The sequence below is a fragment of the Pseudoruminococcus sp. genome, from assembly GCF_047012705.1.
Classification (GTDB): Bacteria; Bacillota; Clostridia; order Oscillospirales; family Acutalibacteraceae; genus Pseudoruminococcus.
The window spans coordinates 111197-134439 of the sequence record NZ_JBKXNW010000007.1; the positions used below are offsets into that span (position 1 = coordinate 111197).

Annotated in this window: 20 protein-coding genes and 3 tRNA genes; 14 read left to right on the top strand and 9 right to left on the bottom strand. The window is 37.0% G+C overall.

Annotated features, from left to right (window positions below; translation table 11 throughout):
• Nucleotides 1–381: 381 nt before the first annotated feature.
• From ACLU24_RS08480 to ACLU24_RS08510, 7 genes are all read left to right on the top strand, one after another.
• On the top strand, nt 382–2250 hold the full coding sequence (locus ACLU24_RS08480) for a polysaccharide biosynthesis protein (protein WP_412611874.1): 1869 nt from the start codon (nt 382–384) through the stop codon (nt 2248–2250).
• Between the two features lie 303 nt (nt 2251–2553).
• Complete coding sequence (locus tag ACLU24_RS08485; protein WP_412611876.1) at nt 2554–3669, top strand: lysylphosphatidylglycerol synthase transmembrane domain-containing protein; 1116 nt, start codon at nt 2554–2556, stop codon at nt 3667–3669.
• Nucleotides 3670–3672: 3 nt separating this feature from the next.
• Nucleotides 3673–4569 carry a glycosyltransferase family 2 protein gene (locus ACLU24_RS08490; RefSeq protein WP_412611878.1) on the top strand — a complete coding sequence of 299 codons (897 nt, stop codon included), beginning with the start codon at nt 3673–3675 and terminating at the stop codon, nt 4567–4569.
• Nucleotides 4570–4604: 35 nt separating this feature from the next.
• Complete coding sequence (locus ACLU24_RS08495) at nt 4605–5585, top strand: glycosyltransferase family 2 protein (protein ID WP_412611881.1); 981 nt, start codon at nt 4605–4607, stop codon at nt 5583–5585.
• A gap of 481 nt (nt 5586–6066) precedes the next feature.
• Nucleotides 6067–6155, top strand: a tRNA-Ser gene (locus ACLU24_RS08500).
• A gap of 33 nt (nt 6156–6188) precedes the next feature.
• Nucleotides 6189–6278 (top strand) — tRNA-Ser (locus ACLU24_RS08505).
• Nucleotides 6279–6391: 113 nt separating this feature from the next.
• Nucleotides 6392–7714 (top strand): FAD-dependent oxidoreductase, encoded by a 1323-nt coding sequence (locus ACLU24_RS08510; RefSeq protein ID WP_412611883.1) that lies wholly within the window; start codon nt 6392–6394, stop codon nt 7712–7714.
• A 214-nt stretch (nt 7715–7928) separates the two neighbouring features.
• Here the strand turns inward: ACLU24_RS08510 and ACLU24_RS08515 are convergent, their stop codons facing one another.
• From ACLU24_RS08515 to ACLU24_RS08530, 4 genes are all read right to left on the bottom strand, one after another.
• Nucleotides 7929–8456 carry a nitroreductase gene (locus ACLU24_RS08515; protein WP_412611884.1) on the bottom strand — a complete coding sequence of 176 codons (528 nt, stop codon included), beginning with the start codon at nt 8454–8456 and terminating at the stop codon, nt 7929–7931.
• 15 nt (nt 8457–8471) lie between these two features.
• On the bottom strand, nt 8472–9251 hold the full coding sequence (locus tag ACLU24_RS08520) for a protein-ADP-ribose hydrolase (protein WP_412611887.1): 780 nt from the start codon (nt 9249–9251) through the stop codon (nt 8472–8474).
• A gap of 133 nt (nt 9252–9384) precedes the next feature.
• A complete protein-coding gene (locus tag ACLU24_RS08525; protein ID WP_412611888.1) occupies nt 9385–10710 on the bottom strand; it encodes an MATE family efflux transporter in 1326 nt (441 codons plus the stop codon).
• 147 nt (nt 10711–10857) lie between these two features.
• A tRNA-Leu gene (locus ACLU24_RS08530) sits at nt 10858–10942 on the bottom strand.
• A 163-nt stretch (nt 10943–11105) separates the two neighbouring features.
• Between ACLU24_RS08530 and ACLU24_RS08535 the strand changes: the two genes are divergently transcribed.
• From ACLU24_RS08535 to ACLU24_RS08550, 4 genes are all read left to right on the top strand, one after another.
• Nucleotides 11106–11714, top strand: a complete 609-nt coding sequence (locus tag ACLU24_RS08535) for a TetR/AcrR family transcriptional regulator (protein WP_412611889.1) — start codon at nt 11106–11108, stop codon at nt 11712–11714.
• Nucleotides 11715–11721: 7 nt separating this feature from the next.
• Nucleotides 11722–12588: an aldo/keto reductase gene (locus ACLU24_RS08540; protein ID WP_412611891.1), complete on the top strand. Its 867-nt coding sequence runs from the start codon at nt 11722–11724 to the stop codon at nt 12586–12588.
• 342 nt (nt 12589–12930) lie between these two features.
• Nucleotides 12931–13116 (top strand): hypothetical protein, encoded by a 186-nt coding sequence (locus tag ACLU24_RS08545; protein WP_412611893.1) that lies wholly within the window; start codon nt 12931–12933, stop codon nt 13114–13116.
• Nucleotides 13117–13244: 128 nt separating this feature from the next.
• Nucleotides 13245–13544: a TnpV protein gene (locus ACLU24_RS08550; RefSeq protein WP_412611894.1), complete on the top strand. Its 300-nt coding sequence runs from the start codon at nt 13245–13247 to the stop codon at nt 13542–13544.
• A 121-nt stretch (nt 13545–13665) separates the two neighbouring features.
• Here the strand turns inward: ACLU24_RS08550 and ACLU24_RS08560 are convergent, their stop codons facing one another.
• From ACLU24_RS08560 to ACLU24_RS08575, 4 genes are all read right to left on the bottom strand, one after another.
• Nucleotides 13666–14904 (bottom strand): retron St85 family RNA-directed DNA polymerase, encoded by a 1239-nt coding sequence (locus ACLU24_RS08560; RefSeq protein WP_412611896.1) that lies wholly within the window; start codon nt 14902–14904, stop codon nt 13666–13668.
• A gap of 186 nt (nt 14905–15090) precedes the next feature.
• The gene (locus ACLU24_RS08565) at nt 15091–15981 is read right to left on the bottom strand and encodes a retron St85 family effector protein (RefSeq protein WP_412611897.1); all 891 of its coding nucleotides are present in this window, start codon (nt 15979–15981) and stop codon (nt 15091–15093) included.
• A complete protein-coding gene (gene mcrC / locus ACLU24_RS08570; protein ID WP_412611898.1) occupies nt 15968–17011 on the bottom strand; it encodes a 5-methylcytosine-specific restriction endonuclease system specificity protein McrC in 1044 nt (347 codons plus the stop codon). Before mcrC ends, ACLU24_RS08565 begins: the two co-directional genes overlap by 14 nt.
• The gene (locus ACLU24_RS08575; protein ID WP_412611901.1) at nt 17008–19524 is read right to left on the bottom strand and encodes an AAA family ATPase; all 2517 of its coding nucleotides are present in this window, start codon (nt 19522–19524) and stop codon (nt 17008–17010) included. The genes mcrC and ACLU24_RS08575 overlap by 4 nt, the downstream gene beginning before the upstream one ends.
• Before the next feature lie 818 nt (nt 19525–20342).
• On the opposite strand from ACLU24_RS08575, the gene ACLU24_RS08580 reads away from it, so the two are divergent.
• Nucleotides 20343–20654, top strand: a complete 312-nt coding sequence (locus ACLU24_RS08580) for a hypothetical protein (protein WP_412611902.1) — start codon at nt 20343–20345, stop codon at nt 20652–20654.
• Between the two features lie 62 nt (nt 20655–20716).
• Here the strand turns inward: ACLU24_RS08580 and ACLU24_RS08585 are convergent, their stop codons facing one another.
• Complete coding sequence (locus tag ACLU24_RS08585) at nt 20717–20875, bottom strand: hypothetical protein (RefSeq protein WP_412611905.1); 159 nt, start codon at nt 20873–20875, stop codon at nt 20717–20719.
• Nucleotides 20876–21038: 163 nt separating this feature from the next.
• Between ACLU24_RS08585 and ACLU24_RS08590 the strand changes: the two genes are divergently transcribed.
• Both ACLU24_RS08590 and ACLU24_RS08595 read left to right on the top strand, forming a co-directional pair.
• Nucleotides 21039–21317: a transposon-encoded TnpW family protein gene (locus ACLU24_RS08590; protein WP_412611907.1), complete on the top strand. Its 279-nt coding sequence runs from the start codon at nt 21039–21041 to the stop codon at nt 21315–21317.
• A gap of 84 nt (nt 21318–21401) precedes the next feature.
• Nucleotides 21402–23078, top strand: coding sequence for a recombinase family protein (locus ACLU24_RS08595; RefSeq protein WP_412611910.1), 1677 nt, complete (start codon nt 21402–21404; stop codon nt 23076–23078).
• Nucleotides 23079–23243 lie beyond the last annotated feature (165 nt).

A 23243-nucleotide genomic window follows, 5' to 3' on the forward strand; every position in this document is an offset into this window, starting at 1 on the left:
TATGTTATTATACAATATCCGACATAAAAAGTAAACAGACAAAACTTTCAATAAATCAAAATAATTTTTGAAAATTGCTCAAATTAAATTTATCAGTAAAGCATGAAGTGCAAGTTATATTTATCCCTCTATATTTTATCTTATACAAATTGCTATGCAGTCTATTGCTTATAAGATTATATAATAGCCTACAAGCGTTTTAATTCTATAAAGTATATTAAAAATCCAATTTGGTGTGTAATTATTGTAAAAGTATTGAATTTTGCTCAGATTCGTTATATACTTCTATTAAGTAGCGTAAAATTTTAAGTTTACACTTTTTAGATAAATTAAAACCAAATTAGTTGAAAGATACCCATTCTTTCGCAGTAAGGATAAAAAATGAATAAACTATATAAAAAGCTCAAAACGCATAGAAAGCTTTTACTATTTCTATGTGACTTCTGTCTTTGGAATGTTTCTTACTATATATCATTCGTAGTCAACAAAAGCAGCTTTGTTCTAAAGGGCTGGGAAGAACCGTTCATGTGGGGTCTTCTCTTTATAAATGTTATATTCACTGCCGTATTCCTATGTTTCAAGCTTTATGACAAAATGTGGAGATATGCCGATATAGAAGACTTCTTCTATGCAGCCATAGCATCTTTAACAGCCAACCTTGTCTTTATGTCATTTACAATGATAATTGGCACAGACGAAAACCGATTAAATTATGGTGCGAGAATTTATATTATAATGTCGCTCCTTTCAACCTTTCTTACATTTATATTCAGATTGGTTTATCGACTTAATAAAATCATCGAGCGAAAAAATACCAGTAATAAAAATCGGCGAAGACTTATGATTGTTGGCGGCGGCGAAGGTGCTGCAACTGTTCTCAGCGAGCTTGCTAAATCACCTGAGAATGAATATGTTCCAATATGCTTAGTTGATGACGACCCCGAAAAAATCGGTCGCAGAATCGGCGGCGTTAAAATCGAAGGTTCAACCTACGATATTCCGGAAATATGCGAACGTGAAGATATCGAAGTTATTCTTTTCACAATATCACAGATAAATCTTGCAGATAAGAAACGCATACTTGATATTTGTGCAAAGACTCACCTTGAAGTCAAGATTATTCCAAATGTATATGGACTTATCAAAGATGGTGCGTCAGTCACATCAAAAATCCGCCAAGTAGAAGTAGAAGACTTACTTGGCAGAGAACCTGTTGTCTTTGATACCGAAAAATATGGCGCTTATATTACCGGACAAACTGTTCTTGTAACAGGCGGTGGCGGCTCAATAGGTTCTGAGCTTTGCCGTCAGATAGCAAAACTTTCTCCTAAAAAGCTCATAATACTTGATATTTACGAGAATAATGCTTATGAAATTCAGCAAGAGCTTATCCGTCAATATCACAAAAAACTAAATCTTGATACACAAATTGCTTCTGTTCGTGATAAACGCAAGCTCGATTACCTTTTTAGCCAAAATAAAATTGATGTTATCTTTCATGCCGCAGCACATAAGCATGTTCCTCTTATGGAAACAACTCCTGAGGAGGCAGTCAAAAATAATGTTTTCGGCACATTAAATCTTGTATTGCTCGCTGATAAATACCATGTCAAAAAATTCGTTCAGATTTCAACAGACAAAGCCGTAAATCCTACAAATATTATGGGTGCAACAAAGCGTATCTGTGAAATGATTGTTCAGACTATGGATAAAAAAAGCGAAACTAAATTTGTTGCTGTTCGTTTTGGTAATGTTCTTGGCTCTAATGGTTCTGTTATTCCACTTTTCAAGGAACAAATTCAAGAGGGTGGTCCTGTTACAGTTACTCATCCTGATATTATTCGCTTCTTTATGACCATTCCTGAAGCTGTCTCCCTCGTCTTAACCGCAGGAGGACTTGCCAAGGGCGGAGAAATTTTCATACTTGATATGGGCGAACCTGTTAAAATTTTAACTCTTGCAGAAAATCTAATTCGTCTTTCCGGCTTTAAGCCATATGAGGATATTCCGATTGAATTTACTGGTCTGCGACCGGGTGAAAAACTATATGAAGAAATTCTTCTCAATGAAGAAGGTATGAAAAAAACTGCCAATAAAAAAATCTTCATTGGCAAACCAATAGAACTTGATGTTGAAAAATTCAATGAAAAACTTGTTGAGCTAAAAAAAGCCGCACTCAAAAATGATAAAAATGGCATAGACAAGCTAATCTCTGAAATTGTTCCAACATTCAACCATAAGAAAAATTAAAAATATTTTTATGCGCAGTATTTAGTGAAAACACCTTCATTAAATACTGCGTATTTTAATGGATTTTTGCCACTTATATATTATAAATTTATTGTAACTTGACTTTTATGTATTGTGTGATTATTATATATTTTATAGGCGAATGATTGATTATTATTTTAATCAGTCGCCTTTTACCTTTAGGGAGATTCAATTTAAGTTTTAGTTACTTCTGTATTATCTTACAAGAAGTTTTAAAATGATATTTCTATTTCTGTCAAGGGCAGTTTTAATATAATTAAAACTAATATGGAGGTTGAAAAATTGAATACAAAAAAGAAGAAAATATCTGGTAAAACTATTTTTAATATTATAGTTTTTGGCTTATGCGGATTTATGGTTTTATATTTCTGCTTTTCTAAGGGCGGTTTGGTAGAACTTATAAATTCTTCACAACAAATAAATATTTTTTGGCTTATGCTTGCTATAGGCACACATTTACTTAATATTGTAATCGATGCAATAATTTTACATAGATTTTTAACCCTTTCAACTAACGGTGTTAAAATAACTCATAGCATAAAGGCTGCGTTAGCCGGACAATTTTTCTGTGCAGTTACACCAAGTTCTACCGGAGGTCAGCCTATGCAGATTATGATTTTATCGCATTATGGCGTTGACGCAGGAAAAGCAACCTCTGCACTTGTTCAGAAGTTTCTTGTATGGCAGTTCACTTTGACAGGGTATACGATAGCCGTAATACTTCTAAAATTTAACTTCTTTGCAGAACGTTTAAGTCCATTCCTTTGGGTTATGTCTGCAATAGGCTTTATTGTGCAAGCTGCTATGATATTTGTCCTTATACTGGTATCATTTTCACATAAAATCACATTTAGACTTATCAAGTGGTTCTGCAAGGTAGGAAACAAACTTAGATTTATTAAAAATCCTGAAAAAACTCTCAACAAGGTTGAACAACAACTTATATACTTTCACAATAGTAACAAGGAACTTTCTAAACATAAAGGATTTCTTGCTGTAAATTATATTCTTACAATAATACAAATGACAGCTATATATATTGTTCCATATTGTGTTTACCGTGCATTAAGTCCAGATAATACTATCAATGTCGGAGTTTTTGATATTATTAGTGCTCAGTCATTTGTAAATATGGTTTCAAGTCTTGTTCCTCTTCCTGGCGCATCAGGTGCAGCGGAACTTAGCTTCGCCGGATTCTTTAGTGGCATATTTGATGAAACTACTATGAAATCAGCTATTCTTATCTGGAGAACTATTACTTATTATGGAACAATATTCATTTCAGCTCCATTCTCTGGTATGGGCAAAAAGAAAGCAACAGAGCTTGTCGCTGAGATGCAGGAAGAAATTGAAGAAGTTGAAGAAGAACTTGAGATAGGAAAAAAAAGTGGTGAATGATTTATGGGTAATATAAATAAGCCAGAAATAAGTATCATTATACCTATATATAATGTTGAAAAATATCTCAGTCGTTGCCTTGGGTCTGTTGAAAAGCAAACCTTTAAGGATTTTGAGGTTATTATGGTTGATGACGGCTCTACTGATGGTAGTGCAAGTATTGCAAAGGAATTTGCTAAAAGAGATGAAAGATTTAAGCTTTTCTCAAGAGAAAATTTAGGTGCGTCTAAAACCCGTAACTTTGCTATGGAACAAGCCACTGGAGAATATATTGCTTTTATAGATTCTGATGATTATGTTTCTTATAGCTTTCTTGCAGTGCTTTATTTAGCTATTAAGCGTAGTGATGCAGATATTGCTATGTGTGGATTTAATATTCATTATGAACAAAACGCTAAAAATAAGCCTATTAAAAGCCTTAAAGCAGGAGAATACAGTAGAGATGAGGCTTTAGGGTATTTACTCAAGGATAACGAAATTCGTTTCTTTATTTGGAATAAGCTTTGGAGAGCGGATTTGCTTAAAAAGAATAATATCCAATTTAGGGATATGTATTATGAAGATATTCTTTTTTGCACAAAGGCTTTCAGCAAAATAAATAAACTTGTTGTTGTAGATAAGAAAGCTTATTACTATTCAAGAAGAACTAAAACTTTCCTTGAATCATCTATGAGTGATAAGAGAATTAATGACTATATCTATACAGTAGAATTTCTGCGTAAATTCCTTGAGGAAAACAATCTTTATGATAAATATAAGGATTGCTTTAAGGTTCACGCCGAACACGTCTACTGGTCTGTACCTATTTTGAATATTCAGGCAAGCCATAGTTCAAAGAAAAAGGGCTGTATAAAGAGAATTATTGATGGCAGAAAACAAGTCAAAAAGTATAAGCCGTAAATAAATTTTATATAAATCAGGCAGGAGGTATTATAATGCAGGAAACTAAAAATCCCGAAATCAGTATAATAATTCCTGTCTATAATGTAGAGCCTTATATAAGAAGATGCCTTGACTCTATTAAGGCTCAAACCTTTTCTGATTTTGAGGCTATTATTGTTGATGATTCATCGCCTGACGGAAGCATTAAAATTGCTATGGAATTTGTTGCGAATGACTCAAGATTTAAAATAGTTACTCGTGAGAATGGCGGCCTTAGTGCGGCAAGAAATACTGGAATAGAACATTCAGTAGGCAAATATATAGCTTTTATTGATAGCGATGATTTTATTGCTCCAACTTATCTTGAAAAGCTTTATAATGCTTGTGAGGAAAATAATGCTGATATGTCATACTGCGGTTTTACTTATTATATTGATAAGAACGGTATGAAAAAAAATCAGATGTTTATTGTTAAAGATTGTGTTATGGAACATAATGAGGCTGTGGCAAGAATTATCAGCGACCACGGACTTCATAGCTATGCGTGGAATAAGCTATATAAACGCACAATTTTTACTGAACACAAGATTACATATCCTACTATGTACTTTGAAGATGTTGCTACAAGTCCGAAAACAGTTTTCTACTCAAATAAGCTTGCTGTTGTCGGAGAATGTCTTTATTTTTATGTTAAGCGTCAAGGTAGTATTCTTAGCACAATGAATGTTAAAAAGATAAACGACTTGCTTTATTCAGTTATGATTATCAGCAATTTTTTGAGAAGAAATGGCGAGTATGCTTCTTTTGAAAAGGAAATTAAGCGAATAACTACAAAATTTAAGCTTGTTAATATCTATTCAATTATAAGACAGCATATTTTAATTTTCTCATTTAAGGGTATGTACAGCAATCTCAAAACAAACTTTAAAATGGCAAGATATATCTTAGATTGCGAATGGACTACAACAGAAGATTTGCCCGAATTGCCTTATGATGTTAAAGCACCAATAAAAAAAGATAAAAAACAAAAATGATGTTTTTAGGAGCGAATTATTTTCGCTCCTTTTGTTATTTATATCCATACGGGCGAACACAATTAGTCCCTACGCTTAGCTAATAAACTTTCCTAAGATAATTAAAAGTTTTGCTCAAGCTTTTTCAAAAGCCCTTAACATCTCTTTCTCCAAAAAGGGTGGACAGAGTCCGCCCTAATCGGTAGTTCATTGGTAATTTCTTAATCGTAGCAATAAACTGCTTTCGCCGATATTGAGCAAAGACCGCCATCAGAAACCCCACGCAAGGGATTCCCTGAAAAATAAATTCTGCCTAAAATTTTGAACTTAATAATTTTTCAAAATTATTATAAATTAAATATATAACTAACATTATTTAAGTTTTTATCAAAATTTATACTAATTTTAGAAAATAATCGAAAAAACTTTTTTAAAAAGCTTGACATTTGAAAGCTTATGTGGTATTATAATTCTCGCAGTCACAACAGTGGCGAAGATAAATGGAGAGGTGTCCGAGTGGTTTAAGGAGCTAGTCTTGAAAACTAGTGATCCCGAAAGGGACCAAGGGTTCGAATCCCTTCCTCTCCGCCAATTTTTATTATTTTATTCGTTTTATTTACCATTGGAGGATTACCCAAGTGGTGAAGGGGCTCCCCTGCTAAGGGAGTAGGTCGGGAAACCGGCGCGAGGGTTCAAATCCCTTGTCCTCCGCCAGAAAAAAGCCTAACGCATTGCGTTAGGCTTTTTTCTTTGTATCCTTATAGAATTGTATATAAAACTATTATTGCGGCAATAATATCCATAAAATAAGCTATGAGGTGAATTTTATGGATACTTCTTGGGGAACAGTGAAAATACAGCAAAGACCACAACTTTTAAGAAATATAATTGCTGATGCTGTCGTGATTGGAGCGGGGCTTGCGGGTTTGCTGACCGCATATGAACTTCAAAATCGTGGAATGAATGTTGTTGTCTTGGAGGCAAATAGGATAATGTCGGGCGTCTCAGGGCATACTACTGCGAAAATTACTGCACAGCATAGTCTAATTTACTCACGCTTATATGATAAGATTAACGAATCTGCCGCAAAACGCTATGCAATGGCTAATCTTTCTGCTGTTGAGAAGTTTAAACAGCTTATAGAAAAAGAAAATATCGAGTGTGCTATGGAGATTGCTCCAAGCTATCTTTATGCTATCAATGATGAACGCTCCCTTGAGAACGAATCAGAAGTTCTTCGAAAGATTGGAGTTAATACCTCGATGGTTTATGATACAGACTTGCCATTTAAGATTAAAGCAGCTCTTAAACTTGATTTTCAGGCACAGTTTAATCCGATGATGTTTGCAAAGTATATATCCGATAAACTAAGAATATATGAAAACAGCAGGGTTTTACAGATAGAGCCTAATTATGCGATTTGTAAAAACGGTAAGGTTCGTGCGAATTATATTGTTATGGCAACAAATTATCCGATTATAAATTATCCCGGAATGTATTTTATGCGTCAACACAGAGAACAAGCTCATGTTGAAGAAGTTAAGAATGTTCCTAAGCTTAGAGGTATGTATTATGGAATTGATGGAGGAAATTCATTCAGAAGCTTTGGAGATGCAGTTGTAGTTTCAGGTCAATCTCACCGTACCGGAAAAAAAGTTTTGCAAAATTCAGAAGAATTTAAAAGAGAAACAGGCTATGACTATCCCAGTGGAAAAGTTTGTCATAGCTGGTCTGCACAGGATTGTATGACACACGATGGCATACCTTTTATAGGAAGATATAGCATACATTCGCCGAATCTGTTTGTTATCAGCGGATTTAATAAATGGGGAATGACAAGTTCGATGCTGGCATCTGAAATTATTGCAGATATGATTTTTGACAAAGCAAACGATTTTGAAAAACTTTTCACCCCACAAAGATTCCATTTAACAAGCACAAAGTCTTTATTTGTTGATATAGGGCAGTCTGTTGTTGGCTTAGGCTTTGGAGTTTTCACAAAAAAAGAACGCAAATGTACACATTTAGGGTGTCGACTAAAAGAAAATAAAGCAGAAGGAACATGGGATTGTCCTTGCCACGGCTCAAAATTTTCTAAAGACGGTGAAGTTATAAGCGGTCCTGCACAAATACCACTTAATATTCGATAGAAATTAAAAAATTTAGCTTTAAAATGCTTTATACTTTCTAAATCGCAAGGAATGCCCTGAAAAATAAATATTAACTAAAGCTTTGAACTTGATAGTTTTTCAAAATTATTATAAAATAATTATTATTTAAACTAATATTAATATAAAAAGGCAGTCATTTTATATTTCATGACTGCCTTCTCTGAAATATTCTGTTTTAATCTTTACTCTAAACTTACTTTATTTTATAAACATAAGAATCCTTGCGTTTATGTGGCTTTGGCATATCGCCTTCAGTATAGCCTAAGATACAATGTCCTATGCCCTCATAATCGCCCTCTATGCCAAGCTGTTTAAGAATTTCCTTACCCTCTGGCATTTCAAATTCTTCTTTTGCTCTATGAATCCAACAGCTGCCAATTCCAAGAGAATGAGCAGCAAGCATAAGATTTCCCATAACAAGAGAACCATCATAAAGATAAGTTGGTTTTGATTTATCAGCAAGAACAATCAAAACCGTATTTGCACCATAAAATGGGTCAAATCCTTCCTCTTTGCCCATAATCTTTGCATTAAGAGCAGAAAGCTTATCTCTCAGTTCTTTGTTAGTAACCTCAATAATAATTGGTGATTGAGCATTTCTGCCTGTTGCGGCATATGTTCCAGCCTCAACTATTTCATCAATAATCTCTTGTGGAACTGGCTCAGAAGTATATTTTCTTATACTTCTTCTTTCAATCATATTTTTTATAGTTTCATTCATAGCTTTAACCTCCATTTATTTATCTTCAAGTAATTTTTTATAAATTTGGTTATCATTTTCTTTGAATACATTAAAAATAACCTTAATTTTACTGCCTCTTTCTTCTTTATATCTTTTTACGCTTCGCACTGCAAGCTCTGCGGCAATATTATTTGGGAATTTAAATTCACCCGTAGAAATACAGCAAAACGCAATGCTGTCTACATCATATTCGTCAGCAAGCGATAGGCAAGAACGATAACAGCTTTCGAGTGCGTCACAATCCTTCTTCATAACCTTATTAAAAATCATAGGTCCAACAGTGTGAATAATATACTTACTTGGAAGATTATAAGCCGATGTAATCTTTGCCTTCCCTATTGGTTCGCTATGACCTTGAGCTTTCATAATATTATTACATTCAAGCCTCAACTGTATTCCCGCATAAGTATGAATCGTGTTATCAATACACAAATGGTTAGGATTAAAACAACCAAGCATCTCGGAATTAGCAGCATTTACGATTGCACCACATTTAAGGGTTGTTATGTCGCCTTTCCATAAGTAAATATCTTCAATTATAGGTTCAAGCTCAGAAATATCAGTTATACCCTTTCTGCGGATTTCTTCCTGCAAAAATTCGTCCTGAATCTCAAGAAATTCCTCACTTGCTCTCTTAGGCATACGAATATTAAAAAGTGAACGAAGAAAATTCCAACGCTCAGTTTCTCCTTGAGGTATAAAAGCACCTCTGCCCATAGGCTGTTCACCGAGAAGTGCGTCTATCAAATATAGTTGTCTTTCGGATTGATTCATATTTATTTTCTCCAAATAAAAATTTATTGACGAAAAAGCTCATTGCTTATGCAATTAACTTTTCAATTCTGGATACGAACACAATTTACATTACCAGTTTCATTGAAATTATACTTTTAATAATGTTTGGCAATCAAATCACCTGAAATTGTGTCCATTTCTGTGATTTTAGTCTGCGGATAAAAATTGCACCTCTGAACACAAGGTCAATACTCATACCAATAGCCACACCGATAACACCCCAACCAAACAACAACCCAAATAATGCCGAGAATAGCAATCGTGCAGCAACAGTTAAAGAAATAGATACAATCATCGTAAATTTCACATCACCAGCAGCACGAAGTCCATTGCCAAGTGAACCAGCAAATGGATAAGCCAAGGCATTAAATATGTTGTTGATGAGTACCAACCAGATTACAAGATTTTTTGCCTCTGGTGAAATAGCTGAGTATTGTACAATAAGTGGTGTAATAGCAAAAATCAATGCGTTCCATATAATAGACAAAACCAGTGTAATTTTATTGAGCTTTTTGAAATAGAAATTAGCAGCGTCAATATCTCTTGCACCCATACACTGTCCAATAACAGTTGTATAAACTGGTGCCATAGCCAAGCCCATAATTGCTGCAAGCGACCAAATGCTTTGTGCCACGCCATTAGCTGCAATCTGATATGTGCCAAACAGTGCTACCATACTGGATAGTGCCACCTTTACGAGTTGATGTACTCCATTTTCTATACCATTTGGCAAAGCAATCCCCATGATTTTCTTCAGCAATGCACCATCCCAACAGAATATATCCGCCAACTTGTACCGTACTGCATTTTGCTTGTGGAAACAAAACGCTGTCACCGCTACGGCAGACAGAACACGAGATAGTAGCGAAGGATACGCTACACCTGCTACACCAAGCCTAAACCAAAATACACATATGCAGTTGCCAATAACATTGATAATATTAGCAACAATAGATATGTACATAGTTACATTAGTTTTTCCGATGCTGCGGCACAATGCTGTGCCTGCGTCATAAATAGCAAGACACGGAAGTGACAATGTTGTGATAAACAGATATGTTTCACAAGCTGTCATAACATCTGGCTCAATCTTACCGAACAAAAGATTCAAAAGTGGCATACGAAATAACAAAATCGGGATAGTCATAGCCACAGAAATGACCATGGAAATCATCAGAAGCTGCCCCGCTGAACGGGATGCCATATTTTCTCTCTTACTTCCAATATATTGGCTGATGATAACCGCACCACCAGAGGAAAGTGCTGTAAACAGGAAAATTAGTACAGTGTTGAAGGATGTCACTAGCGAAACCCCAGAAACATCTGCTTCACTGGAAAAACTAACCACAAAAGTGTCTGCAATACCAACAAACATTAAAAGAAACTGTTCAATAAACAGCGGAACGATTAAGTTCCGCAAATCCTTGTTGGAAAACATGATATTAGCCTCGTTCCTGTTTATGAAATTTCGATTTGTTGTTCTTAATTTAATTAAATTATATACCGCAAATTTGCGATTTTTTCTACCATGTAGTAAAAACACGATAGTTTCAGATACTCTCGTATCAAAACTATCGTGTTTATTTGGTGCGAGTGACGGGACTTGAACCCGTACGTCGTAAAACACACGCCCCTCAAACGTGCCTGTCTGCCAATTCCAGCACACTCGCAAATATTAGGATGTCTTATCAACGAGTAATATTATATCAAGAAGTATTTAAATTGTCAAGAATTTTTTAAAAAATCACGCAAATTTTTTATTAACTCAAAGTCATTGACTTATATTCAGTGAATATGATATAATGAGTTCATCGAATAAAAGGAGTCGAAAACATGACCAATAGACAACTTGCCGCACTTGAAACAAGAAAAAAATTATTAGATGCGGCAAAAAAAATTATATGTGAAAAAGGACTTATCAACACTTCCATTGCTGAAATTACAAAAGCTTGCGGGGTTTCAAACGGTACATTTTATACCTACTTTAAGCGTAAAGAAGATGTAGTTTTCGCACTTAGTCGTGAAATGTTTCAAGAAATTTTTGAAAAAGCACAAAATCATAATGGTACATTTATGGAGCGACTCGTATTCTTTATGATAAATTTTTCCGGATATATAGAAAAAAGCAGTCTTAAGCTTTGTCAGGAATGGGTTCGCAATACCGTAGACCCAGACCTTGTAGAAAATCAGGATGACAAAAATAAACTTTATACAGATATTGGCTCCATAAAAGGAATTATTGAAAGCGGTGTCAAAAGAGGAGAGCTAAAAGCGGATACCCCAGTTTCCATACTCGCTCATACACTAATAGATATACTTTATGGTGAAATGCTTTGTTGGGATATGTCAGGCGGTGCGTATAGTTTTGAAGCACGCACAAAAGAATTTTGCGATACATTTTTAAGTTCTATTATAAACCCATATTTAGTCAGAAAGGATTGATAACATTATGTTACAAATTAAAACTGTAAAATTAAACGATGGTGTAGAAATTCCTGTTTATGGATTCGGTACATTTCAAATTCCAGCAGATGGCAGTACCTATAAAGCTGTCAGAACAGCTCTTGAACTCGGTATTCGTCATATTGATACCGCTGTTGCATATTTTAATGAGCAAGAAGTCGGAAAAGCAATCCAAGAGAGCGGTATTCCAAGGGAAGAAATCTTTTTAACAAGTAAACTATGGTTGCAGGATTATGGTTATGAACCTGCAAAAAAAGGAATTGAAGCTTCTTTGCGTAAGCTCGGACTTGATTATATAGACTTATACCTCATTCATCAGCCTTATGGTGATGTACCAGTTGCTTGGAAAGCAATGGAAGAAGCAAAAGGTGAAGGAAAAATCCGCTCTATTGGTGTAAGTAATATGACTCCAAAAATCTGGAATCAATTTATACCACAATTTGATACTCTCCCCTCTGTCAATCAGGTTGAATTTAATCCATACTATCAGCAAAAAGAAATCCGAGAAATTATGGCAAAATCTGATGTTAAGCTTGAGGCTTGGGGTCCACTCGGTCAAGGAAATAAAAATATGCTGAACGACCCTGTCATCAAGGAAATTGCAGAAACACATAATAAAAATGCTGGACAAGTCATTTTGAGATTTGAGTATCAAGAGGGAGCAATTATATTCCCAAAATCAACTAATACTGAGCGAATCAAGAGTAATATGGATATTTTTGATTTTGCATTAACAGATAATGAAATGAATAAAATGCGTAACCTTGATACCGGAAAAGGCTGTCATAACCCAGATGCACCCGGTGTTGCAGAATTTTTAATCAATGCCTTTGATGTTCACGCTAATGATTAACATTTATTAAATATAACTTAAAAGTTTCGCTCGAGGCGAAGTGCCTCCGCTGTCAAGACGCGTTCGACTTTTTTATTAAATTAACACTTATTATTCGCGTCTAATTTTTCAGCTTAAAAGTTTTGCTCAAGCTTTTTCAAAAGCTTGCAGTTTCCAAAAGTAATCACCTACGGCAGAGCCTTTGGTCGCTCTCCGCAGAGAGCGAAACACTTTATACTCCTCAAAGCGCAGGAGGGTAGAAAAACATTCCAACGGGATGTTAGCGATAAAGAAGGTATTATGTAAAACAGTCGGATAGTTTGATTTTGTAGGATATATTCTAAACTTACGGAGGTTTTACAAATGAAGGAGACAAAATATCACATCTACCTTAATAGTGAAGAAAGGCGGCTGCTGATCATCAGCTTGAATGATTTGAGAAATAGGCTGATTGTCGAGGGTAGCTATACAGACCTTGTTGATGAAGTCTTGATTAAGGCAGCCAACGCTAAAATCAAAAAAATCAAGGTGGTCAGCAAATGTCCGTAATCGGTATATTTGCGGTTTTTGAGGGTGGCAATGATAATACCTTACCCCTCTAAATCTGCTATTGCAAAGCCGCATAAACATTGACTTTTTGAAGCTAACTTTTTCGACTATTATGGAGGACAAAGATTATGAACAATAAGATTACATACACACAGCAAGGCGATTACCTTTTCCCAGACCTGAAATTACCCGAACAGCCAAAGGTCGAAATCGGTATTTGGGGAAAGCGGCATTTGAAGTATATCAAACATCACCGTCCAATCCTGTATACAAACCTGCTGACAAGTTGCAAGCTCACAGCCTACCTCGCCGATATTGACGAGGAAGCTACTGAAATGTTTAATAGGCTTGTAAAACAGCTTGCCGAAAAGGAAGGCATAACCGAACACCTCAAGGGTAAAATCAGCTATTGTGGGTTAAGCGTATGAATAATATACGCAATCAAGCGACAGAGATAGTAAACAATGAAATAATTTACATTTAGGTATAACAAAACAAGCAATAACGGCACATTGTTCATTTAGCTGGACGATGTGCCGTTAGTTTGTGTTAAAAAGGCGTTTCTTCACTTGAAGCATCAAATTCATTTTCTGTTATGATTTTTGGCCAGTTTTGGTATTTACAGATATCTGTAAGGTTATTGTTTTTTATGTATTCCTTGCGGTATTGAAAAATCGCTTCGATTGTTTCAAACAAATACTGGTCATAATTCTCGGTATCATTTTCAGGGCAATCAACTTCAAGTTTATTAATATCCAAAAATACTAAGGGTTCCTGTTCATCGTAAAAAAAGTTTTCATTGTAGGCATCAACTAATTCGCAAAAGTATTCAATCTTTTTTGATGTGCGATTTATGTATTGGATTATTGATTGCTTATAATCTTGAATGTTTTCACTTTGAATAAAACAAACATAAGCAATTTCCCCTTTAATATGTGCAGCATTATCATAATTTCCTGTCATAATACATCTAAAAATCTCAGCTCTAATTTTTCGCTTAAATTCTTTCGAAGCTTTTAATTCAGATGTGTCGTTCGAATGAGATATAACAACGCCGGTGATTAGATGTTTGTTTTTAGGCGTATGATAGTGAAGTTTATCTCGATTGATAAGAAACCCTTCACTTTTTATTATCTTTTCTATGATAGGAAATAGTTTTAACAAAAGTCCTTTATTATCACAAGAAAAATACATATCATCAGCATATCTTGTGTAAAGTATTCCTCTTTTCGAACAAAGACCAAACAATCTTCTATCTAATCTCATACATATCAGATTAGATAGTGCCGGTGAGCAAACTGCGCCTTGCGGTAGTTTACTTTCAAGCGTACATAAGTTTGTTAGAATTGCTGATGCTGTATTGTTATAGCCTATGCCTTTAAAAACACTAAATACTTTTGCTGCAGTAATACTCGGAAAGAAATCACTCAAGTCAATTGATAGACCATATAATGAATCCGAATGATAATAGGCATTCTTTTTTATATCAAACTTATTATTGTTTGAGCTTTTTCTAAACGCCATTGCATAATCACTTGGGCGAATTTTATTAAGAATATTTTTCAAAATCCATCGCTGAGTGATTTTTAACGTGTAAGAAGGAATTGCTATTTTTCTTTTTGTACCGTTCTTTTTTGGTATTTCTTTAAAGGAATAATAGTTTTCTGATTTATTTGTTAAAAGAAAGATTAGTTTGGTGCTTAGTCCAATTATTCTTGAAAACTCTTCTAAACTTTCAAAATAGGGAATATCTAAAGAATTAATGAGAAGTAAATTGTTTTTTTGCATAAAAAATTGCCTCTTTTACCATAAGTCTTTCGGGAGATAAAGATTTTATTGAAGCAAGTGCTTTAATAAAATGCTTTATATCACGAATTGTGAGTAAGCGTTAAACCAAGGACAGACGAATCACCGTCCAAAACAATAAAATATGTAAACACACATTATATTGTAAAAACTAAAAGAGACAATTTTTTAATTATTCAACTGTTCTTTTAGTATATCACATCTTATTTTGTCGTGCAACTCATTTTTATACGGAATGTTACTTTTTCTAAAAAAATTATCGGTTGAAACATATCCTTTTTCTGATAAAGATAAAACTTGATCGGTTATAATCCTTTCTATGTTAATATTCCCGTTTACAGATATAATACCAAGTTTATGCAAATACCTTAAAGAAGCATTGAATAGTTCATTATAATCTTTCGGGATGCCAAATTTATTTCTAATTAATTCTTTTAAATTCTTATATAGCTGTTTGCGATTATACTCTTTATAGAAATATAAGATTAAGGGAATAAAAGAAATATATTCAGGTAGCATTGTGAAATCGGGGCAAGTGTTTTTGAAAAAGAATTTTTTACGTTTACTGCTTAATCCTTTATATTGAGTAATAACACTATTTTTAAATTGCGATAGATTTGATTTATCAAAAATCAGTATCCTATCTTTATCTATAGTTTGAAGTTTTTTTACAGGACCATCCATAATAAAGCTATGTTGCCGGCGATACTTTTTTTCTATGCCAATTATTAGTTTATTTCGTATTTGTTCGCTTTGCACAAAAGCACCAAGTTCTGCTGCTGAACCCATACTCTCACAAATAAGTAAAATCGAGTCTGCACTTTTAGCTAATATGTTTTCATAATCAAGCAGATTGGATTTTCTGTTTTTATTCATCATTTCCATAAACAAATCTTCAGGATAGAGTACTTGTATACCGTTTGTTTCTAAATGGATTCGTATGTTGTCTCTAATACAATTATCAGTAGCTCCTCCACATAGGAATACATAAAGGGTATCTTTATATGTTTTTGCAAATATTTCATCGTGTATTATTTTAAAACGTTCAAATTCTGTCATATATTACCTCGGTTGTTGTAATACTATCCAACTGCTCCCGAATCTCATCAAACCCGCAATTCAAATCCAGCGTTTTCACGCTGATTTGGTTGCCGCTCATTTGATAGGTGTTGTCGGGGACAATTTGTTCGTCTGTTTTGGCGTAGAGCAACATTCCCGAAACGGTTACTTGCCTGTCCTTCAGTTCTTCCTGTTTATTTTTGACGTAGGTAAAAATCTGATACAGGTTTGCCGAATGGACTGTTGCCTTATTAAACCGCTGCTGTGTGGAATGGGCGTAATACTTAGCGTCGATAATCAAAATGTTATCGTCTTTTTCGAGCACGATATCCGACTGCATAACCGGCAGCATATCGCTAAAATCGTCGTCGAGCTGCCACGGGATTTGCGGTGCGCCGACGGTCAGTTCCGTATGTTCCTTGCGGAAATATTCCAGAATAAACTTCTCATACAAGCGGTGCATACGCTGTTCATCGAGGAAGTCCATCAGCCTGGTCGTGCCGTCCGACTGTGTTTGCAGCAAGCCCTTCAAAACCAGATAACAAATCGAAACCAGCATACGGTACGTCTGATTATTGCGGTCATAGCGCAGATTCCAGTTGATACTGTAAATCGGCAGCGGCTCAACATTCCACAAGAACACCAACAACTTTTTCATTTCCTTTTTGCGGCTCTTGTCAACGTCCGCTATCATCAGGCACAACATTGTCGTCTTGATGATACGGTTCATATAGGCGTTTTCGGAAAACTCGTCGTAGGAGCACACAACCTGCCGCTTGATAATGGAATTTGTTTTCAGTGTTTCCGATATTTCCATTTTGCCGCGCAGTGCCGTCAGCGGTTCACGCTTCGGGATATAGTCCTTCATCAAGCCACGCTTGAGTTGCTTTGACAAGCCTTTAATCAGTATTGCGGCGCATAAATCCGCCACATTCTCAAAATGTTCTGTCGCCACGCTTTTATATCCTTGCTCGTTCAACACTTGAAAAGCGTAGGAGAGCATATAGTAGATATTTTGAATCGGGATCACTTGACAGCACTCCTCAAACGGTCAGACCATTCTTTAACTTTGGAAGGCTCGTCAAACCAATACTCTTTGAGTAAGGGGATGATTTCAAATTCTACAATATCGGTCAGTGTGTTTTCCTTGATCTCCTCAATATCACAGAAATAGCTATGACCGATACAGAAGCCCTCGCCGAGAGAATCATCGTCGGCTATCTTCTGATTCAGGCTGATAATGCAATCAATCAGTTTGTTGAATTTATCGTTTTCCAATCCGTATTGATATTCTCTAAAGCCCTCGGATTCAAACGCAGGCTTCATTTCAAAGAACGCAAAACGCCTGCGGAGCGCATAGTCAATCATCGCCAAACTTCTGTCAGCTGTGTTCATCATACCGATAATATAAACATTTTTCGGAACAGAAAACTTATCCGAAGAATATAGCAACTGTATATCATTGCCACGCTTATCGGCTTCAATCAGCATAAACAGCTCGCCGAAAATTTTGCTGAGATTACCACGGTTTATTTCATCTATGATGAAGAAATACTCGTTTTCTTTATCATCGGACGCTTTTTTGCAGAAGTTGTAAAATGCGCCCTTTTTAATCTCAAAGTTCATTCCTGTGCTTGACGGGCGGAAACCCTCAACGAAATCCTCATAGGAATAGCTTTGATGGAACTGCACCAACTGTACACGCTCGGGATCCTTAACGCCCATCATCGAATAAGCAAGACGTTTAGCGGCGTAGGTTTTACCGACACCCGGAGCGCCCTGCAAAATAACATTTAGTTTCTTTCGTAGCAGTCCTTCTAAAGTGTCGTACTGCTTTTCGCTGATATAAACGTCTGCGAGGAAATCTTCTTTGGTATAGGTATTCAGCGGTGTTTCATCGACTTCGATATCATCATCATCATCTTCTGTATCAAACATCGCATTGAGCTTTTCAACATATTCAGTATATTGGGTAATATCGGTCAGCGTTTTCATTACCGCCTGACCGGGATGCTCCCATTCGCCGATATCTGTCCATTTTACTTTACGAATGTTGTTATACTCATCATCACTGCTATCATCAAACATATAACCGGATTCAACAACACCACGACCGATTATTTTATACATACCTTGCTTTGCAAAAACAATATCGCCCGTTTTCATCTCGTTGGCAAACTGCCAAGTTGCAAGCGCTGCATTGCGGTAAGGCTTGTTGTCACCGTAGGTGTCCTGCATAGCAGCTTTCATTTCCGATTTTGAAGTGAAACGTGTCAAATCACCGATTTCACCCCAACCGATGAGCATAATTCCTTTCTCGGTACATTCACTCCACTTTGAAGCATTATTGCCAGGCGAGAAAATCCAATAACGCTTTGTATTTACATCTTCATCAGCGAGAGCTGAGCCTTTATCTTCTTTATCCTGTTGATTTTCTTTTACGATTGTCTTGAATATCTCTGACGCTAATTCATCAGTCATATTAACACTCCAACCGCTCTCAGTGAGCTTCCAAACGCCACGAGTGCTGTTATCTAAATAACCTCCTCTGACAAGGTACTGCCTTGCCCAAGCAACATCGTTGTTGAATTCAGGCGTTTGCGTTTTGCCGATGACCGCACTTGTTTCTTCCTCGGTCAACTTTTCATTTTCTATAATTTTCTTTCGTGCTTCTTTCGGAGTCGCAGAGCCGCCTAAATCTTTGAGCGCCTGCAATAGAGGTCTGAACCAGCGCAAGAATTTAGCGCCGGAATTTGACGATGAATCTTCCGTCAGTTTTTCATATCCGTCGTCCTGTTTGGAAACATTCCAAGCGCTAAATGATAAAGCGGAAAGTGAATCATAGGGAGAATTATCGGAATGAATATAGGAAAGGCACTCGTCACATATAGCGAGATATTCTTCTGCTTCGGGCATAGATTTCAGATTTTTTACCCTTGCCACAACAGATTCAGGCATGCTGTCGTTGTTTATGATAAACCATCTGTTGCGAGAATCCAAATTCAAAAATCTGTTGGGACGAATCCAGTATAAGCCCATTGACAAATTCCACTTTACGCCCTTCTGGGAAAGGGAAGTATTAAATGAATCGGAAAACTTCTCTCTGAGTTCAGGTGAGTCTGACTTTGAAAGTGCGATAGCATAATCGAAAACATCCCAAAGATTATCAATATCGTGTTCACCACGACCGTTGCCAAACCAATAGAATGTAGCCATCTGATTGTTCAACACGGGAATACCATCAAAGTATGTAGGTACAGGCGAAGAAACTTCAAACAAATCCTTTATGGCTGTAATGATTTTAACTCTGTTTGCGTTAGTGATTCCTTTATTGAATAAGCCGAACGTTGTAAATGGATCAATGTCTACAATCTCATTATCACCATTTTCGTTGCGTTCGAGTGTCGGCAGTTTTATCCCTGTAACCTCATAAACCTGCTTTATTTTTTCAATCAGCTCCTGCCGATTGTCCTTATATGCAAGTAGCTTATCTGCAAACTCCTCATAAAATGCTATCCAGTCAAATTGATTCTTAGCGCTCATACTATCGCCCCTTGATGATTGATAATTCTATCATATCATATAATAAAACAAATTAACAGACATAAAAACGAAAAAGAGAATTTTTTATAGGTCTTATGTGTCCCTAACAAACGTGTTTTTCTCGGTAGAAGTAAAAACGCACTGCTTGTTTAGACGTGACATCTTAAATGCGCTAACATTTGTCGAACGAATTTTCTAAATTCGCTTGACAACCAAACGAATGTTTGTTATAATTATTACTGTACACAAATCTGTTCACAGATTGTGTGCGGCAACTGAATAGTGATGAACTTATGAGTGTAAAGAGCTGACGAGCGCAGGAACATCACCTGCGGGCAGCGCAAAGCCAAAGATGCGCTATAAGGTATCGGTACGCTGACAGAAGTGCCGGCTCCGTTCTGTTTTTAGTCATTTGAGTTTAGCTTATTTTAGTGAACGGCAGTACAAATAAGCGCTTTAATTTTTCAAAAATTTAATCGGAAAATTTAAAGTCAAGTTACATGAGGCTTCTCAACCAAGGGGGTAGTTTACCCTTTTGAAGTTGAGGAAAGAGCCTTGTGTGACTTGGCTTTTTGTCGTGTCAAAATACAACTGAATGACCGTCCGAATGGGATATGATATTGCGATGACCGTAAGCGAGCGATACGACGCTCCGGTGAAAATCCGGCGCAGGAACGACATTCGGGTAAAGCGGCAAACCCATACGGAACAATAATTTTTGTATTGTTTCGTAAACCCATCGCTCGTTGCCGCTTGCGGCGAACTGAGCAGGGAACTATTTATAAAAACGTCACCGTAACGGTGGCAGAAAGGAGGAAATGATGGCAAAAGAAGATGATGTCGTAGCCGCCGCTATGGCGAAGCCCATCCGTGAAGGCTATCCAATCCTGACCGAAGAGCACCCTTTTTTCGGAAAGCTGAGAGCATTTACAAACGAAAAAACTCATTGGCTTGGAACGGCTACCGACCTACTTACCGAAATGAATGACACCACAACGCCGCCGAATACGGTTACCAAACTGCTGAACAAATACTGGTACCGCTTAAAATGTCGTGACGGTATAGTGATATATTTCAGACGGACTAACCAAAGAAGAATCATCGAGATTTTCAATCTCAGACAACCATAGTGACATTTAGGGTGACAGATCTGTTGACAGTTTTTTAGAAAGCTGATCAATAATGCAGAATCTTAGCAAGCAGTGCGTTTGTATCCACAGGCGGAACAAACACGGTTGCTAAGATATGAATGTACAATCTTAGCAAGCAGACCATTCGTACTCCCACAGGAGCCGAACGGTACTGCTGAACTTCCGAGATGCGTCTCAGCAAGCATACTGTTTGTAACCACAAACAGTGCTTGCCGAAACCGCCGTGTATTATCTCAGCAAGCAGACCGTTTGTTTCCACAAGCGGTTGTTGCTGAGAAATCCCCTCGGAATTTCAGCACTTGTTAGGGACACCCTAAGACCTGTTGTGAGAAAACCATAATCAAGAAAGGAAGGTGACACTTTATGATCAGATACTACGACGAACACGGTAATCGTCTCAACATACGGACAGAATTAGACGACGCTCTCGATAATCTGCTTAACTCTTACTATGACAAGCTAAGTCAGATGACCGCCAAGCAGCGTATGAACTACTTCAAGTACGAGCAATTCGTCGAGCCCCTGCGTTACACGCAGGACGTTGACAACACAACATATGTAGTCAGGACGCATTTTGATGAGAACGCCGACAAGACAATTCTACAGAGAATTGAAAACCTTGTAGAAAAAGATTCGATTTAACACTTTAAAGTATTGAATTTAACAGTCGGATATGATATAATAAAATCATCCTACAAGACTTATCCGACTGTGGAAAGAAGCATAATGAGTAAACAGTCAGATAAAGACAAAATAACCGCCTTGTACTGCCGACTATCTCGTGATGACGAGAACGAAGGCGTATCGGGCTCAATCAAAAATCAAACAGAAATTTTACAACAATACGCTGCCGAAAACGGTTTCAAAAATACTCGCCTGTTCATAGACGACGGCTTCTCAGGCACGAACTTTGACCGACCTGCCTTCAATGAGATTATGAAGCTCGGTGAAGAAGGTAAAATCGGAACGCTGATTGTCAAAGACCATTCCCGTCTCGGACGTAACCGATTGGTAGTCGGTTCCTTGTTGGAAGAAGAATTTGACCGAATGGGTATCCGCTACATAGCCATAATGGACAATATCGACACCAAAAACGGAATCAGCGACCTTGTACCTATGCAGGATTGGTTTAACGAGTGGCACGCAAAGAATACCAGCGACAAGGTACGCAAGGTATTCAAGAGCAAAGGCGAATCCGGCAAGCCACTGACCTCCAATCCGCCGTATGGATATATGAAAGATCCAAACGACAAGTACAAATGGATAATCGACGAGCCTGCGGCAAAGATTGTCAAGCGGATATTTCAAATGTGCGTATCGGGAATGGGGCCATCGCAGATAGCCAAGAAGCTAACCGCCGAGAGAGTTCTTACTCCGACGGAGTATTGGAACAGCATCGGCAGAAAGAGTAGCAAACTACCATCTGTTCCGAATCACTGGTGTCCTGCAATGATAGCAAATATCTTGAAGCGTCAGGAATACTGCGGCGACATCGTAAACTTTCGCAGCACAAACAAATCGTTCAAGAATAAGAAGCGAGTTAACCGACCAGAAAGTGATTGGGTGATCTTCGAGAACGCCCATCCTGCCATCATTGACCGTGATACCTTCGCTCTTGTTCAGAAGATTCGGGAAAGCCGACACCGTCAAACACGAACAGGCAAGGTCAGTATCTTTTCGGGATTGGTATTCTGCGAGGATTGCGGACAGAAAATGTATTATCAGTCAGGCAAGAAGGAACGGCGAGACCCACCGCACTTTATATGTTCAAGCTATTCCAAGAATCCAGACACCTGTACCTCTCACTACATCGGCGAGAGAACGTTGACAAGCCTTGTTCTTGAAAGTATGCGGCGAGTGTTTCTAAACATTCAGGCTTTTGAGAAAGAATTTGTCCGTAAGCAGCTTGAAAGTTACGACGCTGACAAGAAGAAAGAGCTGACATCCAAACGCCGAGAGCTTGAAAAAGCCAAGAAGCGTATAGCCGAGATTGACAAACTGATACAGCGTATCTATGAGGATAACATCAAAGGTAAGCTGAGCGATGAACGCTTTGAAACCTTGAGCAACACCTACGAAGCCGAGCAGAAAGAGCTAAAAGAAAAGCTCTCCGAAATGGAGAGCTATCTTGAAGCCGAAACCGATAAGACGGTTAATCTGCAAAAATTTGTTCAAAAGGTAAAGAGAATCACCGAACCGACCGAGCTGACAGGTGAGCTTGTTCACGAGTTCATCGACAAAATCGTTGTATCAGCCGCTCACTACCTCGACGGCAAGCGTTATCAAATTATCGACATCTACTACAACGGCGTAGGCATCATCAAGCCGCTCAGACCGGAAGATTTGGAAGCCGATTACCAACGCCATATGGCAGAAAAACAACAACAAAAGAAAACAGCATAAAACCTGAATTATCTTAGTCCGGTGGGACACCTTCTTTATGTAGTGTGTCCCACGGAATGTTTTTCGTAGGAAACCCTCGCAGGGGGTTCCCTGACGGAGCATCTTTGTTCTCAAGTCTTTTCAAAACTATTACAGACTAAAAACTATTATCAAACTTATATTAAC